At 72.1% G+C, this 15,683-nt stretch carries 15 protein-coding genes and 1 pseudogene; 3 read left to right on the top strand and 13 right to left on the bottom strand.

Annotated features, from left to right (window positions below; all coding sequences use genetic code 11):
* The 12 genes from ALMP_RS18145 to ALMP_RS18195 form a co-directional block, all read right to left on the bottom strand.
* Positions 1 to 968, bottom strand: a 968-nt coding sequence (locus ALMP_RS18145) for an ABC transporter substrate-binding protein (RefSeq protein WP_264929478.1), incomplete at its 3' end; no start/stop codon positions are given.
* A gap of 221 nt (positions 969 to 1,189) precedes the next feature.
* The gene (locus ALMP_RS18150; RefSeq protein WP_264929481.1) at positions 1,190 to 2,524 is read right to left on the bottom strand and encodes a sulfate adenylyltransferase subunit 1; all 1,335 of its coding nucleotides are present in this window, start codon (positions 2,522 to 2,524) and stop codon (positions 1,190 to 1,192) included.
* A 2-nt stretch (positions 2,525 to 2,526) separates the two neighbouring features.
* Positions 2,527 to 3,462 carry a sulfate adenylyltransferase subunit CysD gene (cysD, locus tag ALMP_RS18155; protein WP_264929483.1) on the bottom strand — a complete coding sequence of 312 codons (936 nt, stop codon included), beginning with the start codon at positions 3,460 to 3,462 and terminating at the stop codon, positions 2,527 to 2,529.
* Positions 3,459 to 4,028 carry an adenylyl-sulfate kinase gene (gene cysC / locus ALMP_RS18160; RefSeq protein ID WP_264929485.1) on the bottom strand — a complete coding sequence of 190 codons (570 nt, stop codon included), beginning with the start codon at positions 4,026 to 4,028 and terminating at the stop codon, positions 3,459 to 3,461. The genes cysD and cysC overlap by 4 nt, the downstream gene beginning before the upstream one ends.
* Positions 4,025 to 4,735: a phosphoadenylyl-sulfate reductase gene (locus ALMP_RS18165; RefSeq protein ID WP_264929487.1), complete on the bottom strand. Its 711-nt coding sequence runs from the start codon at positions 4,733 to 4,735 to the stop codon at positions 4,025 to 4,027. Before ALMP_RS18165 ends, cysC begins: the two co-directional genes overlap by 4 nt.
* Positions 4,732 to 4,911, bottom strand: coding sequence for a hypothetical protein (locus tag ALMP_RS18170; protein WP_264929489.1), 180 nt, complete (start codon positions 4,909 to 4,911; stop codon positions 4,732 to 4,734). Before ALMP_RS18170 ends, ALMP_RS18165 begins: the two co-directional genes overlap by 4 nt.
* Before the next feature lie 28 nt (positions 4,912 to 4,939).
* Complete coding sequence (locus tag ALMP_RS18175; protein ID WP_264929491.1) at positions 4,940 to 6,637, bottom strand: nitrite/sulfite reductase; 1,698 nt, start codon at positions 6,635 to 6,637, stop codon at positions 4,940 to 4,942.
* A 129-nt stretch (positions 6,638 to 6,766) separates the two neighbouring features.
* A complete protein-coding gene (locus ALMP_RS44400) occupies positions 6,767 to 6,850 on the bottom strand; it encodes a putative leader peptide (RefSeq protein WP_309486338.1) in 84 nt (27 codons plus the stop codon).
* Positions 6,851 to 6,977: 127 nt separating this feature from the next.
* A complete protein-coding gene (locus ALMP_RS18180; RefSeq protein ID WP_264929493.1) occupies positions 6,978 to 7,550 on the bottom strand; it encodes a GNAT family N-acetyltransferase in 573 nt (190 codons plus the stop codon).
* A gap of 17 nt (positions 7,551 to 7,567) precedes the next feature.
* Positions 7,568 to 8,851, bottom strand: coding sequence for a hypothetical protein (locus ALMP_RS18185; RefSeq protein ID WP_264929495.1), 1,284 nt, complete (start codon positions 8,849 to 8,851; stop codon positions 7,568 to 7,570).
* A 184-nt stretch (positions 8,852 to 9,035) separates the two neighbouring features.
* Positions 9,036 to 10,319 (bottom strand): GAF domain-containing protein, encoded by a 1,284-nt coding sequence (locus ALMP_RS18190; protein WP_264929619.1) that lies wholly within the window; start codon positions 10,317 to 10,319, stop codon positions 9,036 to 9,038.
* 307 nt (positions 10,320 to 10,626) lie between these two features.
* Positions 10,627 to 12,261 carry an acyl-CoA dehydrogenase family protein gene (locus ALMP_RS18195; protein ID WP_264929496.1) on the bottom strand — a complete coding sequence of 545 codons (1,635 nt, stop codon included), beginning with the start codon at positions 12,259 to 12,261 and terminating at the stop codon, positions 10,627 to 10,629.
* A gap of 123 nt (positions 12,262 to 12,384) precedes the next feature.
* Between ALMP_RS18195 and ALMP_RS18200 the strand changes: the two genes are divergently transcribed.
* Positions 12,385 to 13,551 (top strand): YihY/virulence factor BrkB family protein, encoded by a 1,167-nt coding sequence (locus ALMP_RS18200; RefSeq protein WP_264929497.1) that lies wholly within the window; start codon positions 12,385 to 12,387, stop codon positions 13,549 to 13,551.
* 121 nt (positions 13,552 to 13,672) lie between these two features.
* On the opposite strand, the gene ALMP_RS18205 is transcribed toward ALMP_RS18200, so the two are convergent.
* On the bottom strand, positions 13,673 to 14,512 hold the full coding sequence (locus ALMP_RS18205) for an NAD(P)H-binding protein (protein WP_264929498.1): 840 nt from the start codon (positions 14,510 to 14,512) through the stop codon (positions 13,673 to 13,675).
* Positions 14,513 to 14,592: 80 nt separating this feature from the next.
* Here ALMP_RS18205 and ALMP_RS18210 point away from each other — a divergent pair, with 80 nt between their 5' ends.
* Both ALMP_RS18210 and ALMP_RS18215 read left to right on the top strand, forming a co-directional pair.
* On the top strand, positions 14,593 to 15,528 hold the full coding sequence (locus tag ALMP_RS18210; protein WP_264929500.1) for an AraC family transcriptional regulator: 936 nt from the start codon (positions 14,593 to 14,595) through the stop codon (positions 15,526 to 15,528).
* A gap of 1 nt (position 15,529) precedes the next feature.
* Positions 15,530 to 15,683: pseudogene (locus ALMP_RS18215) on the top strand (AraC family transcriptional regulator); the annotation flags it as partial.

Below are 15,683 nucleotides of genomic sequence, written 5' to 3' on the forward strand. Positions count from 1 at the left end.
GCGTCGAGGGTCGCGGCCAGCGGATCGTCGAGGAAGGTGATGGACTTCCACGCCGGGTCGAGGACGTCCGCCGGCAGCGCCTTGCCGGAGTCCGCCTTCAGCTGCGCGTTCGCCGCGGCCTTCGCCGCGTCCGGGTCGGCGCTGATCCACTTGTTGGCCTCGACCGACGCCTTCAGCACGGCCTCGACGGCCTTCGGGTGCTCCTTGAGGAACTCCTGCCGCACGATGATGTTCGTGATCACGAACTTCTTGTCCGGCCACAGATCGGCCTCGTCCAGCAGCACCTTGGCACCCTCGGCGACCAGCTTCGACGCCGTCGGCTCCGGCACCCACGCGCCGTCGACGGAACCCGACTTGTAGGCGTCCGGGGTGACCTTGTTGTCGGTACGGATCACCGACACATCACCCTTGCCGCTCTCCGCGTCGACCTTCCAGCCCTGCTCCGAGATCCAGTTGAGCAGCGCCACGTCCTGCGTGTTGCCCAGCTGCGGGGTCGCGATCCGCTTGCCCTTGACGTCCTTCAACGTCTTGATCTTCGCGGGGTTCACCACCAGCTTGACCCCGCCGGACGCCGAACCGCCGATGATCCGCAGGTTCTTGCCGCCCGCCTTCGTATAGCCGTTGATCGCCGGCGACGGACCGATCCAGCCGATGTCGATGGAGCCGGAGTTGAGGGCCTCGATCTCCGAGGGGCCGGCGTTGAAGACCTGGTACTTGGCCTGAGTGCCGCCGAGAGCCTTCTGGAAGTAGCCCTTGTTCACCCCGACGAGGGCGGTCCCGTGCGTCAGGTTGCCGAAGTAGCCGATCTTCACGGAGTCGAGCCCGTCGATCTTCTCCGCCCCGGCCACCACCTTCTGCGCGGACGGCGTCTCGGCCGCCCTGGAGCCGTAACCGCAGGCGGCCAGCGTCAGCAGAGGCAGTGCGGCCATCACCGCGAAGGCACGGCGGAGGCTGGATGAGGCAGGCACGGGAGGTGTTCCTCTCGTCGGCCCGGCGGTCACGGTCTCAGGCCGTGGCCGGGAAGTCGGCGGGTCGTCGCTTGCGGCGGTGGTGCGTGCGGGGGCGCATGGGATGCGCGCACGTCACGGCGCACATCGCGCCACCCCGCCCTGACCGCTGCCCAGGGCGCCGCTGCCGACGCGGCCGCCCTCCTTGGCGAACGTGGCGTAGTAGTCGGTGGAGGACATCCTCAGAAGTCCCACCCGTCGTCCTCGTCGTGGTCCTTGACCGGCTCCGGGGAGGCGAAGGACTCGCCGACCATGCCCGCGGTGAGCGTCGTGCCGTCGTTGGGGTCGATCAGGATGAACGAGCCCATGCGGCGGGAGTCGGCGTAGGAGTCGACGGGGATCGGCTCCGCGGTGCGGATCTTCACCCGGCCGATGTCGTTGGCGACGAGCTGTCCCGGGTGCGGGTGCAGGGACAGGTCGTCGAGGGTGAGACGGGACGGGATGTCCTTGACGATCGCCTTGACCGTGCGGGTGCCGTGCTTGAGCAGCACCCGGTGGCCGACGGCCAGCGGCTGGTCCGCGACATGGCAGACGGTCGCCTCGACGTCCTGCGTGGTGGCCGGCGCGTCCTTGCTGGGCACGATCAGGTCGCCGCGCGAGACGTCGATGTCGTCCGTGAGCAGCACGGTCACCGACTGCGTCGTCCACGCCACGTCGACGGACTCACCCAGCAGGTCGATCCCGGCGATCGTCGTCGTCCGGCCGGACGGCAGGACGGTGACCGCCTCGCCGACGCGGAAGGTGCCGGCGGCGATCTGCCCCGCGTACCCGCGGTAGTCGGGGTGCTCGGCGGTCTGCGGACGGATCACGTACTGCACGGGCAGCCGGGCGTGGCAGTGCGCCAGGTCGTGGCTGACCGGGACGGTCTCCAGGTGCTCCAGGACGGTCGGGCCGCCGTACCAGTCCATGTTGGCGGAGGGGTCCACCACGTTGTCGCCGGCGAGCGCCGAGATCGGGATCGCGGTGACCTCGGGGACGCCCAGCTCGGTCGCGTACGCCGTGAACTCCTCGGCGATCGCGGCGAACACCGGCTCCTGGTAGTCGACCAGGTCCATCTTGTTGACCGCGAGCACGACATGCGGGACGCGCAGCAGGGCGGCGATCGCGGCGTGCCGGCGGGTCTGCTCGACGACCCCGTTGCGGGCGTCGACCAGGATCACCGTCAGCTCGGCCGTGGAGGCACCCGTCACCATGTTGCGGGTGTACTGCACATGGCCGGGCGTGTCGGCGAGGATGAACCGGCGCCGGGGCGTGGCGAAGTAACGGTACGCCACGTCGATGGTGATGCCCTGTTCCCGCTCGGCGCGCAGACCGTCCGTCAGCAGCGCCAGGTCCGGGCCCTCCGCGCCGCGGCTCGCCGAGGCGCGCTCCACGGCCTCCAACTGGTCGGTGAGGATCGACTTGGAGTCGTGCAGCAGCCGTCCGACGAGCGTGGACTTGCCGTCGTCGACGGAGCCGGCGGTGGCGAACCGCAGCAGGGTCGTGGCCGAGAGTTCCTCGGTCGTGGTCGTGCTCATGCTTAGAAGTACCCCTCGCGCTTGCGGTCTTCCATCGCGGCCTCGGAGAGCTTGTCGTCGGCGCGGGTGGCGCCGCGCTCGGTCAGCCGGGAGGCGGCGATCTCGGCGATGACGGCGTCCAGCGTGGTCGCGTCGGAGTCGACGGCACCGGTGCAGGACATGTCACCGACGGTCCGGTAGCGCACCAGGCGCTTCTCGACGGTCTCGCCCTCCTTGGGCCCGCCCCACTCGCCGGCGGTCAGCCACATCCCGGCCCGCTGGAACACCTCCCGCTCGTGCGCGAAGTAGATCTCCGGCAGCTCGATGCCCTCGCGGGCGATGTACTGCCACACGTCCAGCTCGGTCCAGTTGGACAGCGGGAACACCCGGACGTGCTCACCGGGCGCGTGCCGTCCGTTGTACAGGTTCCACAGCTCGGGGCGCTGGCGGCGCGGGTCCCACTGGGAGAACTCGTCCCGCAGGGAGAACACCCGCTCCTTCGCGCGGGCCTTCTCCTCGTCCCGGCGGCCACCGCCGAACACGGCGTCGAACCGCTCGCTCTGGATCTTCTCCGTCAGCGGCAGCGTCTGCAGCGGGTTGCGGGTGCCGTCCGGACGCTCCTTCAGCACACCCCGGTCGATGTAGTCCTGCACCGAGGCGACGTGCAGCCGCAGGTTGTGCCGGTCCACCGTGCGGTCGCGGTACTCGATGACCTCGGGGAAGTTGTGCCCGGTGTCCACGTGCAGCAGCGAGAACGGCACCGGCGCCGGCGTGAACGCCTTCAGCGCCAGGTGCAGCATGACGATGGAGTCCTTGCCGCCGGAGAACAGGATCACCGGGTTCTCGAACTCGCCCGCCACCTCGCGGAAGATGTGCACCGCCTCGGACTCCAGCGCGTCCAGGTGGCTCAGGGCGTACGGGGTGCCCGTGCCCTCCTCGGACCTGACGACGGTCGTCACACCAGTCCCCTTTCGCTGAGCAGGGCGTACACCGCCGCCGCGGACTCCTGAACGGTCTGGTTCTGGGACTCGATCCGCAGATCCGGCGACTCGGGCACCTCGTACGGGTCGTCGACCCCGGTGAGCCCGGTCAGCTCGCCCGCCGCCTGCTTGGCGTACAGGCCCTTCACGTCCCGTTCGCTGCACACCTCGACCGGGGTCGCCACATGCACCTCCAGGTACGCCGTGCCGTTCGTGTCGTGCCGCTTGCGCACGGCGTCACGGCTGTCGGTGTACGGCGCGATCACCGGGACCAGCGCCTTCACCCCGTTGCGGGCGAGGAGTTCGGCGACGAAGCCGATGCGCTGCACGTTGGTGTGCCGGTCCTCGCGGCTGAAACCGAGGCCCGCCGAGATGAACTCGCGGATCTCGTCGCCGTCGAGCACCTCGACGAGGTGGCCCTCCTCGCGCAGCCGGCCGGCCAGCTCGTACGCGATGGTGGTCTTGCCGGCGCTCGGCAGACCCGTGAGCCAGACGGTGGCTCCGGTCGTCACGTGGTTCTCCTGCTTCTCGGTGGCGGTCGTCATCCGTGCAGCCCGCACTCGGTCTTCGCGCGGCCCGCCCAGCGGCCGGCGCGCGCGTCCTCGCCCTCCAGGACGCGACGGGTGCAGGGGGCGCAGCCGACGGAGGCGTAGCCGTCCATCAGCAGCGGGTTGGTCAGGACGCCGTGCTCGGCGACGTAGGCGTCCACGTCGTCCTGCGTCCAGCGGGCGATGGGGGAGATCTTCACCTTCCGCCGCTTCTCGTCCCAGCCGACGACCGGGGTGTTCGCCCGGGTCGGGGACTCGTCGCGGCGCAGGCCGGTCGCCCACGCCCGGTAGCTCTTGAGGCCCTCTTCCAGCGGCTGCACCTTGCGCAGCTTGCAGCACAGGTCGGGGTCGCGGTCGTGCAGCTTCGGCCCGTGCTCGGCGTCCTGCTCGGCGACCGTCCGGCGTGGGGTGAGGGTGATGACGTTGACGTCCATCACGGCCTCCACCGCGTCGCGGGTGCCGATGGTCTCGGGGAAGTGGTATCCGGTGTCCAGGAACACCACGTCCACGCCCTTCAGCACGCGGGACGCCAGATGCGCGACCACCGCGTCCTCCATGGAGGAGGTGACGCAGAACTCCTTGCCGAAGGTGTCCACCGCCCACTGGAGGATCTCCAGCGCGGAGGCGTCCTCCAGGTCGCGGCCCGCCTGCTCGGCGAGCGCCTTCAGCTCTTCAGTGCCGCGGTCTTCCTGAACCGCCGTCATATCCGGTCCCCTTCCGGGTCGGTGCGCTGAACGCCCCGGGCGAGCAGCCCGAGGAACTTCAGCTGGAATGCGCGGTTGCACGCCGCGCATTCCCAGGCGCCGTGACTCTGCTCGCTCGGACGCAGGTCCTCGTCGCCGCAGTACGGGCAGTAGAAGGGTGCGGCCCGCTCGCTCATGGCGCGTCCTTCGTTTCGTTCGCCGCGCTCACGAAAGGGCCTCCTCGCCGGCCCGGGCCGCCCAGGTCGCGAACCGCTCGCCGTCCTCGCGCTCCGCCTCGAACCGCTTCAGGACCCGCTCGACGTAGTCGGGCAGCTCCTCGGCGGTGACCTTCAGGCCACGGACCTTGCGGCCGAACCCGGCGTCCAGACCGAGCGCGCCGCCCAGGTGCACCTGGTAGCCCTCGACCTGCTCGCCCTTGTCGTTGAGGACCAGCTGGCCCTTGAGACCGATGTCCGCGACCTGGATACGGGCGCAGGCGTTCGGGCAGCCGTTGATGTTGATGGTGATCGGCTCGTCGAACTCCGGGATGCGGCGCTCGAGTTCGTCGATCAGGGAGATGCCGCGCTGCTTGGTCTCGACGATGGCGAGCTTGCAGTACTCGATGCCGGTGCAGGCCATGGTGCCGCGCCGGAACGGGGACGGGCTGACCGTGAGGTCCAGCGCCTCCAGACCCGCGACGAGCGAGTCGACCTGCGCCTCCTCCACGTCGAGGACGATCATCTTCTGCTCGACGGTGGTGCGGACGCGGCCGGAGCCGTGCGCCTCGGCGAGGTCGGCGATCTTCGCCAGGGTCGTGCCGTCGACGCGGCCGACGCGCGGTGCGAAACCGACGTAGAAACGGCCGTCCTTCTGCCGGTGCACACCCACGTGGTCGCGCCAGCGGGCGACCGGCTGCTCGGGGGCGGGCCCGTCGACCAGCTCGCGCTTGAGGTACTCGTCCTGGAGCACCTGCCGGAACTTCTCCGCGCCCCAGTCCGCGACCAGGAACTTCAGCCGGGCGCGGGTGCGCAGCCGGCGGTAGCCGTAGTCACGGAAGATCGAGATGACGCCCTCGTAGACCTCGGGGACCTCGTCCAGCGGGACCCAGGCGCCGAGCCGGACGCCGATCTTGGGGTTGGTGGACAGGCCGCCGCCGACCCACAGGTCGAAGCCGGGGCCGTGCTCGGGGTGGTTCACGCCGACGAACGCGACGTCGTTGATCTCGTGCGCCACGTCCAGCAGCGGCGAGCCGGAGATCGCGGACTTGAACTTGCGGGGCAGGTTGGAGAAGGCCTTGTTGCCGATGACCCGGCGGTGGATCTCCTCGATGGCGGGGGTGCCGTCGATGATCTCGTCCTCGGCGATGCCGGCCACCGGCGAGCCGATGATCACGCGGGGCGTGTCGCCGCAGGCCTCGGTGGTGGACAGGCCGACCGCCTCCAGGCGGTTCCAGATCTCCGGCACGTCCTCGATGCGGATCCAGTGGTACTGCACGTTCTGCCGGTCGGTGATGTCGGCGGTGCCGCGCGCGAACTCCTGCGAGATCTCACCGATCACCCGCAGCTGCTGCGTGGTGAGCCGGCCGCCGTCGATGCGGACGCGCAGCATGAAGTACTTGTCGTCCAGCTCCTCCGGCTCCAGGACCGCGGTCTTGCCGCCGTCGATGCCGGGCTTGCGCTGGGTGTACAGGCCCCACCAGCGCATCCGGCCGCGCAGGTCGTTGGGGTCGATCGAGTCGAACCCCCGCTTGGAGTAGATCGTCTCAATGCGTGTCCGCACATTGAGACCGTCGTCGTCCTTCTTGAACTGTTCGTTGCCGTTGAGCGGGGTGAAGTGACCCACGGCCCACTGACCCTCGCCGCGGTGACGGCTCACCTTGCGGCGGGGCGCGGAGGCGGCAGGGTTCTGCGGGGTGGCGGCCATGGTGACTACGTCCTTCGGGACAGGCGGAAAGATCGGCTCTGACCTGCGCGTACGGGCGCATGGGGGCAGGCGTGCGCGTCCTTGCGCAGGCGGGGGAGGCTGGAACGGAGATCGGCGGTGCTGTGGCTGTCAGCTCGCCGGACAGATGGCGCTGGACATGCGGCCGAGGTCGACGTGCCGCCGACTCACCAAGGCAATTCCAGTTCCAGACATGACGGCAGCGTGGCACGGCGATCTGGACACAGTCCAGCTTCGTCCGTCATGCGGACACCCTTGTCCCGAAAGATGAGACAAGGGTGGTGTGAGTCACAAGGTGTGCGGCGCCTCTTGTCGATGCTGTTCAGACAGAGTATGCGCCCGGCCAGGGGCCCGGAGCGGTCACCTCGGGCCGCTCCTCGACCTTGGTGTCGAACAGCTTGAAGCCCCGGCGCAGATAGTTGTCCATCGCGTGCTCGCCGTCCAGGCTGCAGGTGTGCAGCCACACCCGCTTGGTCTCCGGCAGCCCCGGCCAGCGCTCCGCGAGATCCCACGCGCGGGCGGCGCCGTACGACAGCAGATGCCCGCCGATCCGACGGCCGCGGAAGGCCGGGATCAGCCCGAAGTAGGCGATCTCCACCACACCGTCGTCCTGCGGATCGAGCTCGACGTATCCGGCCGGGGTGCCCCGCTCGTAAGCCACCCACGTCTCCACACCGGGCCGGGCCAGGTACTCCTGCCAGCGCGCGTACGGCCAGACCAGCCGGTCGACCCAGCGGATGTCCCCGCCGACCGACGCATACAGGAAGCGGCTGAACTCGGGCGAGGGCGCCTCGGAGCGGACGATCCGGACGTCGCCCTCGGGGGCGGCGGCGGGCAGGACGTCACTCGGCGCGGTCTGCTCCAGGGACCAGGTGGTCACGGGGATGTTGGTCATGCCCGCCAGGGAATCATCTACTCCGCCGCTCTGTCGACGGAGGCCAGTGGCAGCGAGAACAGCACCCGGTCCGACTGGGTCCACACCTCGCCGGTCGCCTCCGCGTAGGAGAGGGACTCCGTGCGCCCGCTCCAGCAGTCGCGCACGTCGTCCGCAGCGCACACCGCGGGCCGCGCCCCCTCGGTGTCCTGGCGCCACAGCGTCCCGTGCGCGTCACCCGGACCGGCGGCCCGGGTCAGGTACCAGGCGTCCCGGTAGGCCAGCACACCGCGCACGCCGGTCAGCTTCGTCGAGTACGCCTCGGTCGCCTCGACCCGCCCGGTGCCGTCGTCGGCGAGCAGGCCGGTGCCCCGGGTGTCGAAGGCGTAGCGCCACAGACGGGCGCCGCGGTCGCCGTCGTCGCGGGTCCACTCCGCGGCGACCAGGCTGTCCGGCGCGGTGCTGCGGTCGAGGGAGAGCGCGGTGGGGCGCGGGGCGCCCGCGCCGTCGGCGAGCCGGTAGGTGGCGACGGCCGGCAGGACGTACCGGTAGCCGTGCGCCGACCAGCCGCCGGGCACCCGGCCGACCGCGTCGCCGGTGACAGTGGCCCGCTGGATGCGGTTCACGTCGTACACGTACAGTGCGGCGCGGTCCCCGTCGTCGGCGGTGACCAGCAGCTTGTCCTCGTACCAGACCATGCCGGAGACATGGGAGACCAGCCCCCGGTAGTCGCGACCGCCGTCGACCGGGACGGCCAGCAGCGCCCAGGTGTAGGCGAGGCGGTCGGGGTCGCCCGCGTCGACGAAGGCGACCCGGGCCAGGCCCCGGTCGGCGGCCGGTCCGCCGCCGCGGGACCAGGCGGACAGGACCACCCGGTGCCGGCCCCACCGCCCGTCGTGGTCCGCGTCGCCGGAGGTGGTGACCGCACCCGGCCGCCAGCCCGCGGTGTCCTCGGTCTTCCAGCAGTACGCGGCGGTGGCCGTCGGGGAGACGGGCAGCGTCTCGCGCTCCGCGGCCGTGCAGTCGGCCGCGTCGCGCAGGGTGTGCCGGGCGTCGCCGAGCACGGTGTCGACACCGACCGGCGCGCCCATCGCGGCGCTGAGCCGGTCCAGGGAGGAGGGCGCCAGCGGGTGCGCGGTCAGCCGCAGCGCGTCGGTGTCGGCGGAGGCGAGCGGCTTCAGGGCACCGGGATCGCCGGTGACGGTCGCCTGGGAGGCGCTGATCATGGTGGCGGCGGCGGTGAGCGCGAGGGCGGTTCCGGCCAGGAACGCGCGCAGGGCCTTGCCCTGCCTGCGTCGGCGATGTCGGCCACGATGCTTCATTCGTCCTCCCGAGGCGGGCCAACTGCGCCTGATGATCCGTACGTTGATCGAGGAGCAGGTGGGGTGACCCGTAGAGGGATGCTACGGCAGACGACCCCTGTTGCGGACGAAGACCCAGAACATGGACGGAAGATGCCCGGACGCGACCCGGTCCACGGGAGCGGCGAGCCGCCCGAACCAGGGCCTATCGCACCGAATCAGACGTACGTGCGGCGGCCACCGCGGGGGCGGTGGAGTGCGGCAGCAGGTCCCTCGGGTCGCCCGGGAGGAGCACCTCCACCTCCGCCGTATCGCAGAAACGATACGGCCGGTGTTCCAGAAGTCCCCCGAGGTACCGCCGGACCCGCGACATCTCGGCCCGTACCGTCACCGTCCGCGCCGAGTCCCCGAACATGTCCTCGGCCAGCCCCGCGGCACTGCGGCCGCCCCGCCGCACCGCCAGCAGGTACAGCAGCTCGGCGTGCCGGGGACTGAGTTCATGGGACCACGAGCCCGCCGCGCCGGTGACCGTCACCGACCAGCGGCGCGCCCGGGTCAGATCCAGCACGATCCGCGTCGCACCGGACGGCAGCGGCTCCGCCGCCCGGTCGACGGACCGCAGCAGCCACCCCCCGGCCAGCGGCTCCATCACGCACGGCCCGAACCCCGGCAGCAACCGACGGCCCGCCGAGGGCGACTTCGGCAACGCGATCCGGCTCGTGTACGGCATCCCGGTGACCGCCGCCGTCCAGCCGTCCCCGTCCACCACCGCCGCCCGGCCGCCCAGCCGGGCCAGCACCGGCGCCGCCACCGCCCGCAGCCGCTCCAGCGCCCCCAGATGCGCCTCCCGCAGCCTCGCCTCCGCCAGCTTCGCCACCGAGTCGACCCAGGCCAGGGTGGCCGGATGCATCGTCTCCAGCGGCCCGCTGATGTCCACCACCCCCAGCAGCCGCCCGTTGCGCGGATCGGTGATCGGGGCGCCGGCGCACGTCCAGGTGGCGTGCGAACGCACGAAGTGCTCCGCCGCGAACACCTGCACCGGCCGGCGCACCACCGCCGGCGTGCCCACGCCATTGGTGCCGACGACGTCCTCCCGCCAGTCGGCACCCAGTTCGAACCCCAGCCCGTCGGCCTTGCGCAGCACCGGGGAGCAGCCCTCGCGCCACAGCACCCGGCCCTCCTCGTCGGCGACCACCATGATGTGGTGGGCGACGTCCGCCACCGACAGCAGGCCCTCGCGCAGCACCGGCAGCACGTCCCGCAGCGGTGACTCCTCCCGCCGCCGCCGTACCTCCTCCTCGGACAGCAGACCCGCTCTGACCCCACGCTCGGGGTCGACGCCGCTGCGCAGCATCCGCTCCCAGGACTCCTCGATCACCGGGCGCGGCGCCACCCGCGCCGGCCGGCCCGCGAGCCGGGCGTCGCGCACCTCGCTGAGCACCCGCGCCGCCCGCGCGGCGTCGACGGCCACGAGCTGCGGCACATTCATCGGCGACTTCGCCACTGGGGCCTCCCGGTGAGCACACCTGCGGACGACGACCGGATGTCAAGCTCTCGCGCCGACTGTTTCCGGTCTTACTGGCGGTCACCCATCTTGCCGTCCCTCCGCGACGGAGGGACACACTCCGGACACCCGGTCGGCCACGTTGCAACCTCTTGCAACCCTGGTCAACGTCCACGGCCTGTCCGAAACTTGTGGCGCGCCGTCCCGAGCGGCGCTCCTGGCCTCGCAGGGCCAACGTCGCGGGGGTGGTGCCGTGTCGGCGCAGCACCACCCCCGCATCTGTTTCCGCAGGTCACACCCGTGGCCGGGCCCGCTCCACCAACGCCTTCAGATCCAGGGTGTGCGGCAGCGACCCGAAGGCCGCGCCCGCGTCGCCGCCCAGCCGTGACGCGCAGAACGCGTCCGCCACCTCCGGCGGCGCGAACCGCACGAGCAGTGCGCCCTGGAGCACCAGTGCGAACCGCTCCGCCAGCCGCCGCGCCCGCGCCTCCGCGCCGTCCAGATCGGCCAGTTCCGTCAGCAGGTCCTTGATCGCCGCGTCCAGCCGGTGATCGGCACCGCGGGCCCGGCCCACCTCCTGGAGGTAGGCGTTCAGCGCCTGCGGCTCCCGCCGCAGCGCCCGCAGCACGTCCAGCGCCTGCACATTGCCCGCGCCCTCCCAGATCGAGTTCAGCGGCGACTCGCGCACCAGCCGGGGCATCCCCGACTCCTCCACATACCCGTTGCCGCCCAGGCACTCCGCCGCCTCCACCGTCACCGGAGTGCAGCGCTTGGTCACCCAGTACTTGGCGGCCGGCACCGCGATCCGCAGCAGCGCCCGCTCCTGCTCGCCGCCGTCGTCACAGGCGGCCGCGAGCCGCAGGCCCAGCGTCGTCGCCGCCTCCGACTCCAGCGCCAGATCGGCCAGAACATTGCGCATCAGCGGCTTGTCGAGGAGCTTCCCGCCGAACGCCTCCCGGTGGGCGCAGTGGTGGACCGCCTGCGCGACGGCCGCCCGCATCAGCCCCGCCGACCCCAGCACGCAGTCCAGCCGGGTCGCCGCGACCATGTCGATGATGGTGCGCACCCCACGCCCCTCCGCGCCGACCCGGCGCGCCCACGTCCCGTCGAACTCCACCTCGGCGGAGGCGTTCGACCGGTTGCCCAGCTTGTCCTTCAGCCGCTGCAACCGGAACACGTTGCGGGTGCCGTCCTCCAGCACGCGCGGCACGAGGAAACACGTCAGGCCCTCCGCGGCCTGCGCCAGCACCAGGAAACCGTCCGACATCGGCGCCGAGCAGAACCACTTGTGCCCGGTCAGCTCGTACGTCCCGTCCTCGGCGAGCGGCCGCGCCGACGTGGTGTTCGCCCGGACGTCACTGCCGCCCTGCTTCTCCGTCATCCCCATCCCGAACAGCGCCCCCGCCTTCAGCCGGGCGGGCCGCAGCTCACGCTCGTAGACCGTCGACGTCAGCCGGGGCTCCCACTCGGCCGCCAGCGCCGGGTCGGCGCGCAGGGCGGGCACCGCCGCGTGGGTCATCGACAGCGGACAGCCGTTGCCCGCCTCGACCTGCGACCACACCATGAACCCCGCCGCCCGCCGCACATGCCCGCCCGGCCGCGCCCAGGCCGCCGTCAGACCGGCCGCGACGCCCTTGCCCAGCAGCCGGTGCCAGGCCGGATGGAAGTCGACCTCGTCGATGCGGTGCCCGTAGCGGTCGTGGGTGCGCAGCGTCGGCGGGTTCTCGTTGGCCTGGATCGCCCACTCGTGGAGCTGCGCCGAGCCCGCCGCCCGGCCCAGCGCGGACAGCTCGCCGTGCGCCTCGTCGAGGAGCTCCGGGCCGAGATGGCGTTCCACGGCCGCCACGAGCGCCCGGTCGGCGCCGTAGACGTCGTACCCCAGCAGGGGCGGGGGCTGGTTGGTCACGGTGTGCGTGCTGCCTGCCATACCGCGAACGTACCCCCGGCCACCGCGGACATGACCGACCCGGGCGTATATGGCGCTCACCGAGCGTGGGACGCCGTCCCACCGGAGGTGAGCGCAGCCCCGAACGGCGGATACCTTTAGGGCGTGCAGCCAGCAAGTCAGTCCCCCGAGCACCCCGAGGCCCCCACCGGGCGTCTCCACCGCGCGCGTGCCCTCTACCGGAACGTCTCCAAGCGCAGGACCGCCTGGCTGCTGCTCAAGGACACCGCCAACTCCTGCATCGAGTACCGCATCCTCGGCCTCGCCGCCGAGGCCGCGTTCTTCACCCTGCTGTCCGTGCCGCCGCTGCTGCTCAGCCTCATCGGCCTGCTCGGCTACGTCGACGACTGGACCGGCACCGACACCATCTCCAGCCTGGAGGCCAACCTCCTCGACGCCTCCCGCACGGTCCTGTCCGACAAGGGCGTCGCGGAGATCGCCCAGCCGATCCTCGACGACGTGATGAAGGGCGGCCGCCCCGACGTCATCTCCATAGGCTTCCTGTTCGCCGTGTGGTCCGGCTCGCGCGCCGTGAACGTCTTCATCGACACCATCACCGTCATGTACGGCCTCGACGGCGTCCGCGGCATCGTCAAGACCCGGCTGGTGGCGTTCCTGCTGTTCATCGCGGCCCTGCTGATCGGCTCGGTCGCGCTGCCGTTGATGGTCGCCGGGCCGGACGCGGTCGTACGCGTCGTGCCCTGGTCGGCGACCGTCGTACAGGTGCTGTACTGGCCGGTCGTGATCGTCCTGTCGATCGCCTTCCTGACCACCCTCTACCACGTGTCCGTGCCCGTGCGTTCCCCGTGGATCGAGGACGTCCCCGGAGCCCTGGTCGCCCTCGCCATGTGGGTGCTCGGCAGCTTCCTGTTGCGCATCTACCTCCAGAACACCATCGAGGGCGCCACCATCTACGGCTCACTGGCCGCCGCCGTCGCCGTGCTGCTGTGGATCGGCGTGGGCGCGTTCGCCGTCCTCGTCGGCGCCGCCATGAACGCCGCGATCGACCGGGTCTGGCCGGCCGCCGCGACCGCCGCCGCCCGCGCCGTCAACGAACGGCTGCGCGAGGAGCAGGCCGCCGAGTACGTCGCCCGCATGGCCGCCGCCCGCGCCCACGAGGACCCCGACGATCCCGACATGCCCTCCGAGTTCCCCGAGCGGTGGTCGCGGTTCCTGCCGCCGGAGGACGTGACGGGGCGGTTGCGCGCCCACGCCAAGGCCTCGCCGAAGGGCGCCGGGAACGGGGAGGAACCCCCGCCCCCCGGAAAGTGACCACCACCTTCGCGACTGCCGCGCGGTCACGACCGGGCGCCCGCCCTTGCCGCCTCCCTCGTGGACGCCGCGCGGTGTCCGACCCGCCGCCCCCGCCGTCTCCTTCGCGACTGCCGCGCGGTCACGACCAGGCGCCCGCCTCCGCCGCCTCCTTCGCGAACGCCGTGAAGTCGTGCGGCTTTCGCCCCAGCACGCGCTCCACACCATCCGACAGGTGGGCGTTGCGGCCGTCGAGCAGCTCCTCGAACAGGTCGATGAGGAAGTCGGCCTCCTCGGCCGGCACCCCGAACCCGGTCAGGTGCGCCCGGTACTCCCGGGCCGGCACCGCCCGGTACGACAGCTCACGCCCGGCCGCCGCTCCGATCTCCGCGACCGCCTCGCCCCAGGTCAACAGCCGGGGCCCGGTCACGTCGATCACCCGGCCCGCGTACCGCCCGTTCGACGTCAGCGCCGCCACCACCACGTCCGCGATGTCCCGCGCGTCGACGAACGGCTCCCGCACCGCATCGGCGGCCGGGAACACCAGCCCGCCACCGAGCCGCAGCTCCTCCGCCAGCGGTCCCTCGCTGAAGTTCTGCGTGAACCACGCGGCCCGCACGATCGTCCAGTCGGCGCCCGACGCCCGCAGCGCCTCCTCGGCCGGCCGCGCCCGTTCCTCCCCGCGCGCCGACAGCAGCACCAGCCGCCGCACCCCGCACGCCACCGCCTCCCCGGCGAGCCGCCCGACGGCGCCGGCCGCCTCCGGGGCACCGATGTCCGTCGGATACGCCAGGTACGCCGCGTCCGCGCCGCGCAGCACCTCCGCCCAGGTCGAGGGGTCCGACCAGTCGAAGCCCGTCCCGCGGGAGGCCGCCCGCACCGTCAGCCCGGCGGCCTCGGCGGCCCGCGCCACCCGTCCGCCCGTACGACCGGTCGCGCCGGTCACCACCACCGTCGTCTTCCGTGCCGTGTCCTGTGTCATGCCCTCAGTCAACTGCCGGGCGCGGCACGGGCCCATCGCTGAACGGCTCATTCCCATAAGCGCGCGTCTACGCTGATCGCATGGACGCGATGGCAGGTCTGCTCGAGGGTCCACGCGCGCGTGGCGCCTTCATGATCCGTGCGTGCTTCGACCCGCCGTGGAGCGTGCGGGTGGAGGACCGCGCCCCGCTGACCGTGATGCTGATGGTGCGCGGCGACGCGTGGATCGTGCCGGACACGGGCGAGCGGGTCCGGCTCACGGCCGGCGACCTCGCCATCGCCCGCGGCCCCGCCCCCTACACCTGCGCCGACGACCCCGCCACACCCCCGCAGGCACTGATCCTCCCGAACGGCCGCTGCGTCCACCCCGACGGCCGCTCCCTCAACGGCACCATGGACCTCGGCGTCCGCGCCTGGGGCGACCGGCTGGACGGCTCCACCACCGTGCTGATCGGGACGTACTCCATGGACGGCGAGATCAGCCGCCGGCTGCTGGACGCCCTGCCGCCGCTGCTGACGCTCACCGCCGACGTGTGGCGGTGCCCGCTCACCCCGCTGTTCATGGCGGAGATCGCCCGCGACGAACCCGGTCAGGAGGTCGTCCTGGACCGGATGCTGGACCTGCTGGTGATCGCCGCCCTGCGGGCCTGGTTCTCCCGCCCCGAGGCCGAGGCGCCCGCCTGGTACCGGGCGCTCGCCGACCCGGTCGTGGGCCGCGCCCTGTGCCTCGTCCAGGACGACCCGGCGCACCCCTGGACCGTGGCGTCCCTCGCCGCCAAGGCGGGCGTCTCCCGGGCCGGCCTCGCCCGCCGCTTCACCGCACTCGTGGGCGAGCCCCCGATGACGTACCTCACCGGCTGGCGCCTCGCCCTGGCCGCCGACCGGCTGCGCGCCACCGACGACACCCTCGACGCCATCGCCCGCCAGGTCGGCTACGGCAGCGCGTTCGCCCTGTCCAGTGCCTTCAAACGGGTGTACGGGCTGAGCCCCCAGGAACACCGGACCCGGGCGGCGTGACATGTACCGGGAACGGCCCTCCCGGCTGGCCGGCGCCGTGGTGTGGACCAACACCCCGTCGGACGGCGGGGCACGGCCCGTGCTGCCGGACGGCTGCATGGACCTGCTGTGGCACGAGGGCAGGATCCTGGTCGCCGGGCCCGACACCCGCGCCC

Origin of the sequence: Streptomyces sp. A012304, from assembly GCF_026008495.1 — a bacterium.
GTDB lineage: Bacteria > Actinomycetota > Actinomycetes > Streptomycetales > Streptomycetaceae > Streptomyces.

What these genes read in the sequence shown, in the direction of transcription:
- ALMP_RS18150 (WP_264929481.1), bottom strand. Translation starts at nt 2,524, where the DNA reads ATGAGCACGACCACGACCGAGGAACTCTCGGCCACGACCCTGCTGCGG.
- cysC (WP_264929485.1), bottom strand. Translation starts at nt 4,028, where the DNA reads ATGACGACCGCCACCGAGAAGCAGGAGAACCACGTGACGACCGGAGCC.
- ALMP_RS18165 (WP_264929487.1), bottom strand. Translation starts at nt 4,735, where the DNA reads ATGACGGCGGTTCAGGAAGACCGCGGCACTGAAGAGCTGAAGGCGCTC.
- ALMP_RS18170 (WP_264929489.1), bottom strand. Translation starts at nt 4,911, where the DNA reads ATGAGCGAGCGGGCCGCACCCTTCTACTGCCCGTACTGCGGCGACGAG.
- ALMP_RS18175 (WP_264929491.1), bottom strand. Translation starts at nt 6,637, where the DNA reads ATGGCCGCCACCCCGCAGAACCCTGCCGCCTCCGCGCCCCGCCGCAAG.
- ALMP_RS44400 (WP_309486338.1), bottom strand. Translation starts at nt 6,850, where the DNA reads ATGTCTGGAACTGGAATTGCCTTGGTGAGTCGGCGGCACGTCGACCTC.
- ALMP_RS18180 (WP_264929493.1), bottom strand. Translation starts at nt 7,550, where the DNA reads ATGACCAACATCCCCGTGACCACCTGGTCCCTGGAGCAGACCGCGCCG.
- ALMP_RS18185 (WP_264929495.1), bottom strand. Translation starts at nt 8,851, where the DNA reads ATGAAGCATCGTGGCCGACATCGCCGACGCAGGCAGGGCAAGGCCCTG.
- ALMP_RS18190 (WP_264929619.1), bottom strand. Translation starts at nt 10,319, where the DNA reads ATGAATGTGCCGCAGCTCGTGGCCGTCGACGCCGCGCGGGCGGCGCGG.
- ALMP_RS18195 (WP_264929496.1), bottom strand. Translation starts at nt 12,261, where the DNA reads ATGGCAGGCAGCACGCACACCGTGACCAACCAGCCCCCGCCCCTGCTG.
- ALMP_RS18205 (WP_264929498.1), bottom strand. Translation starts at nt 14,512, where the DNA reads ATGACACAGGACACGGCACGGAAGACGACGGTGGTGGTGACCGGCGCG.
- ALMP_RS18210 (WP_264929500.1), top strand. Translation starts at nt 14,593, where the DNA reads ATGGACGCGATGGCAGGTCTGCTCGAGGGTCCACGCGCGCGTGGCGCC.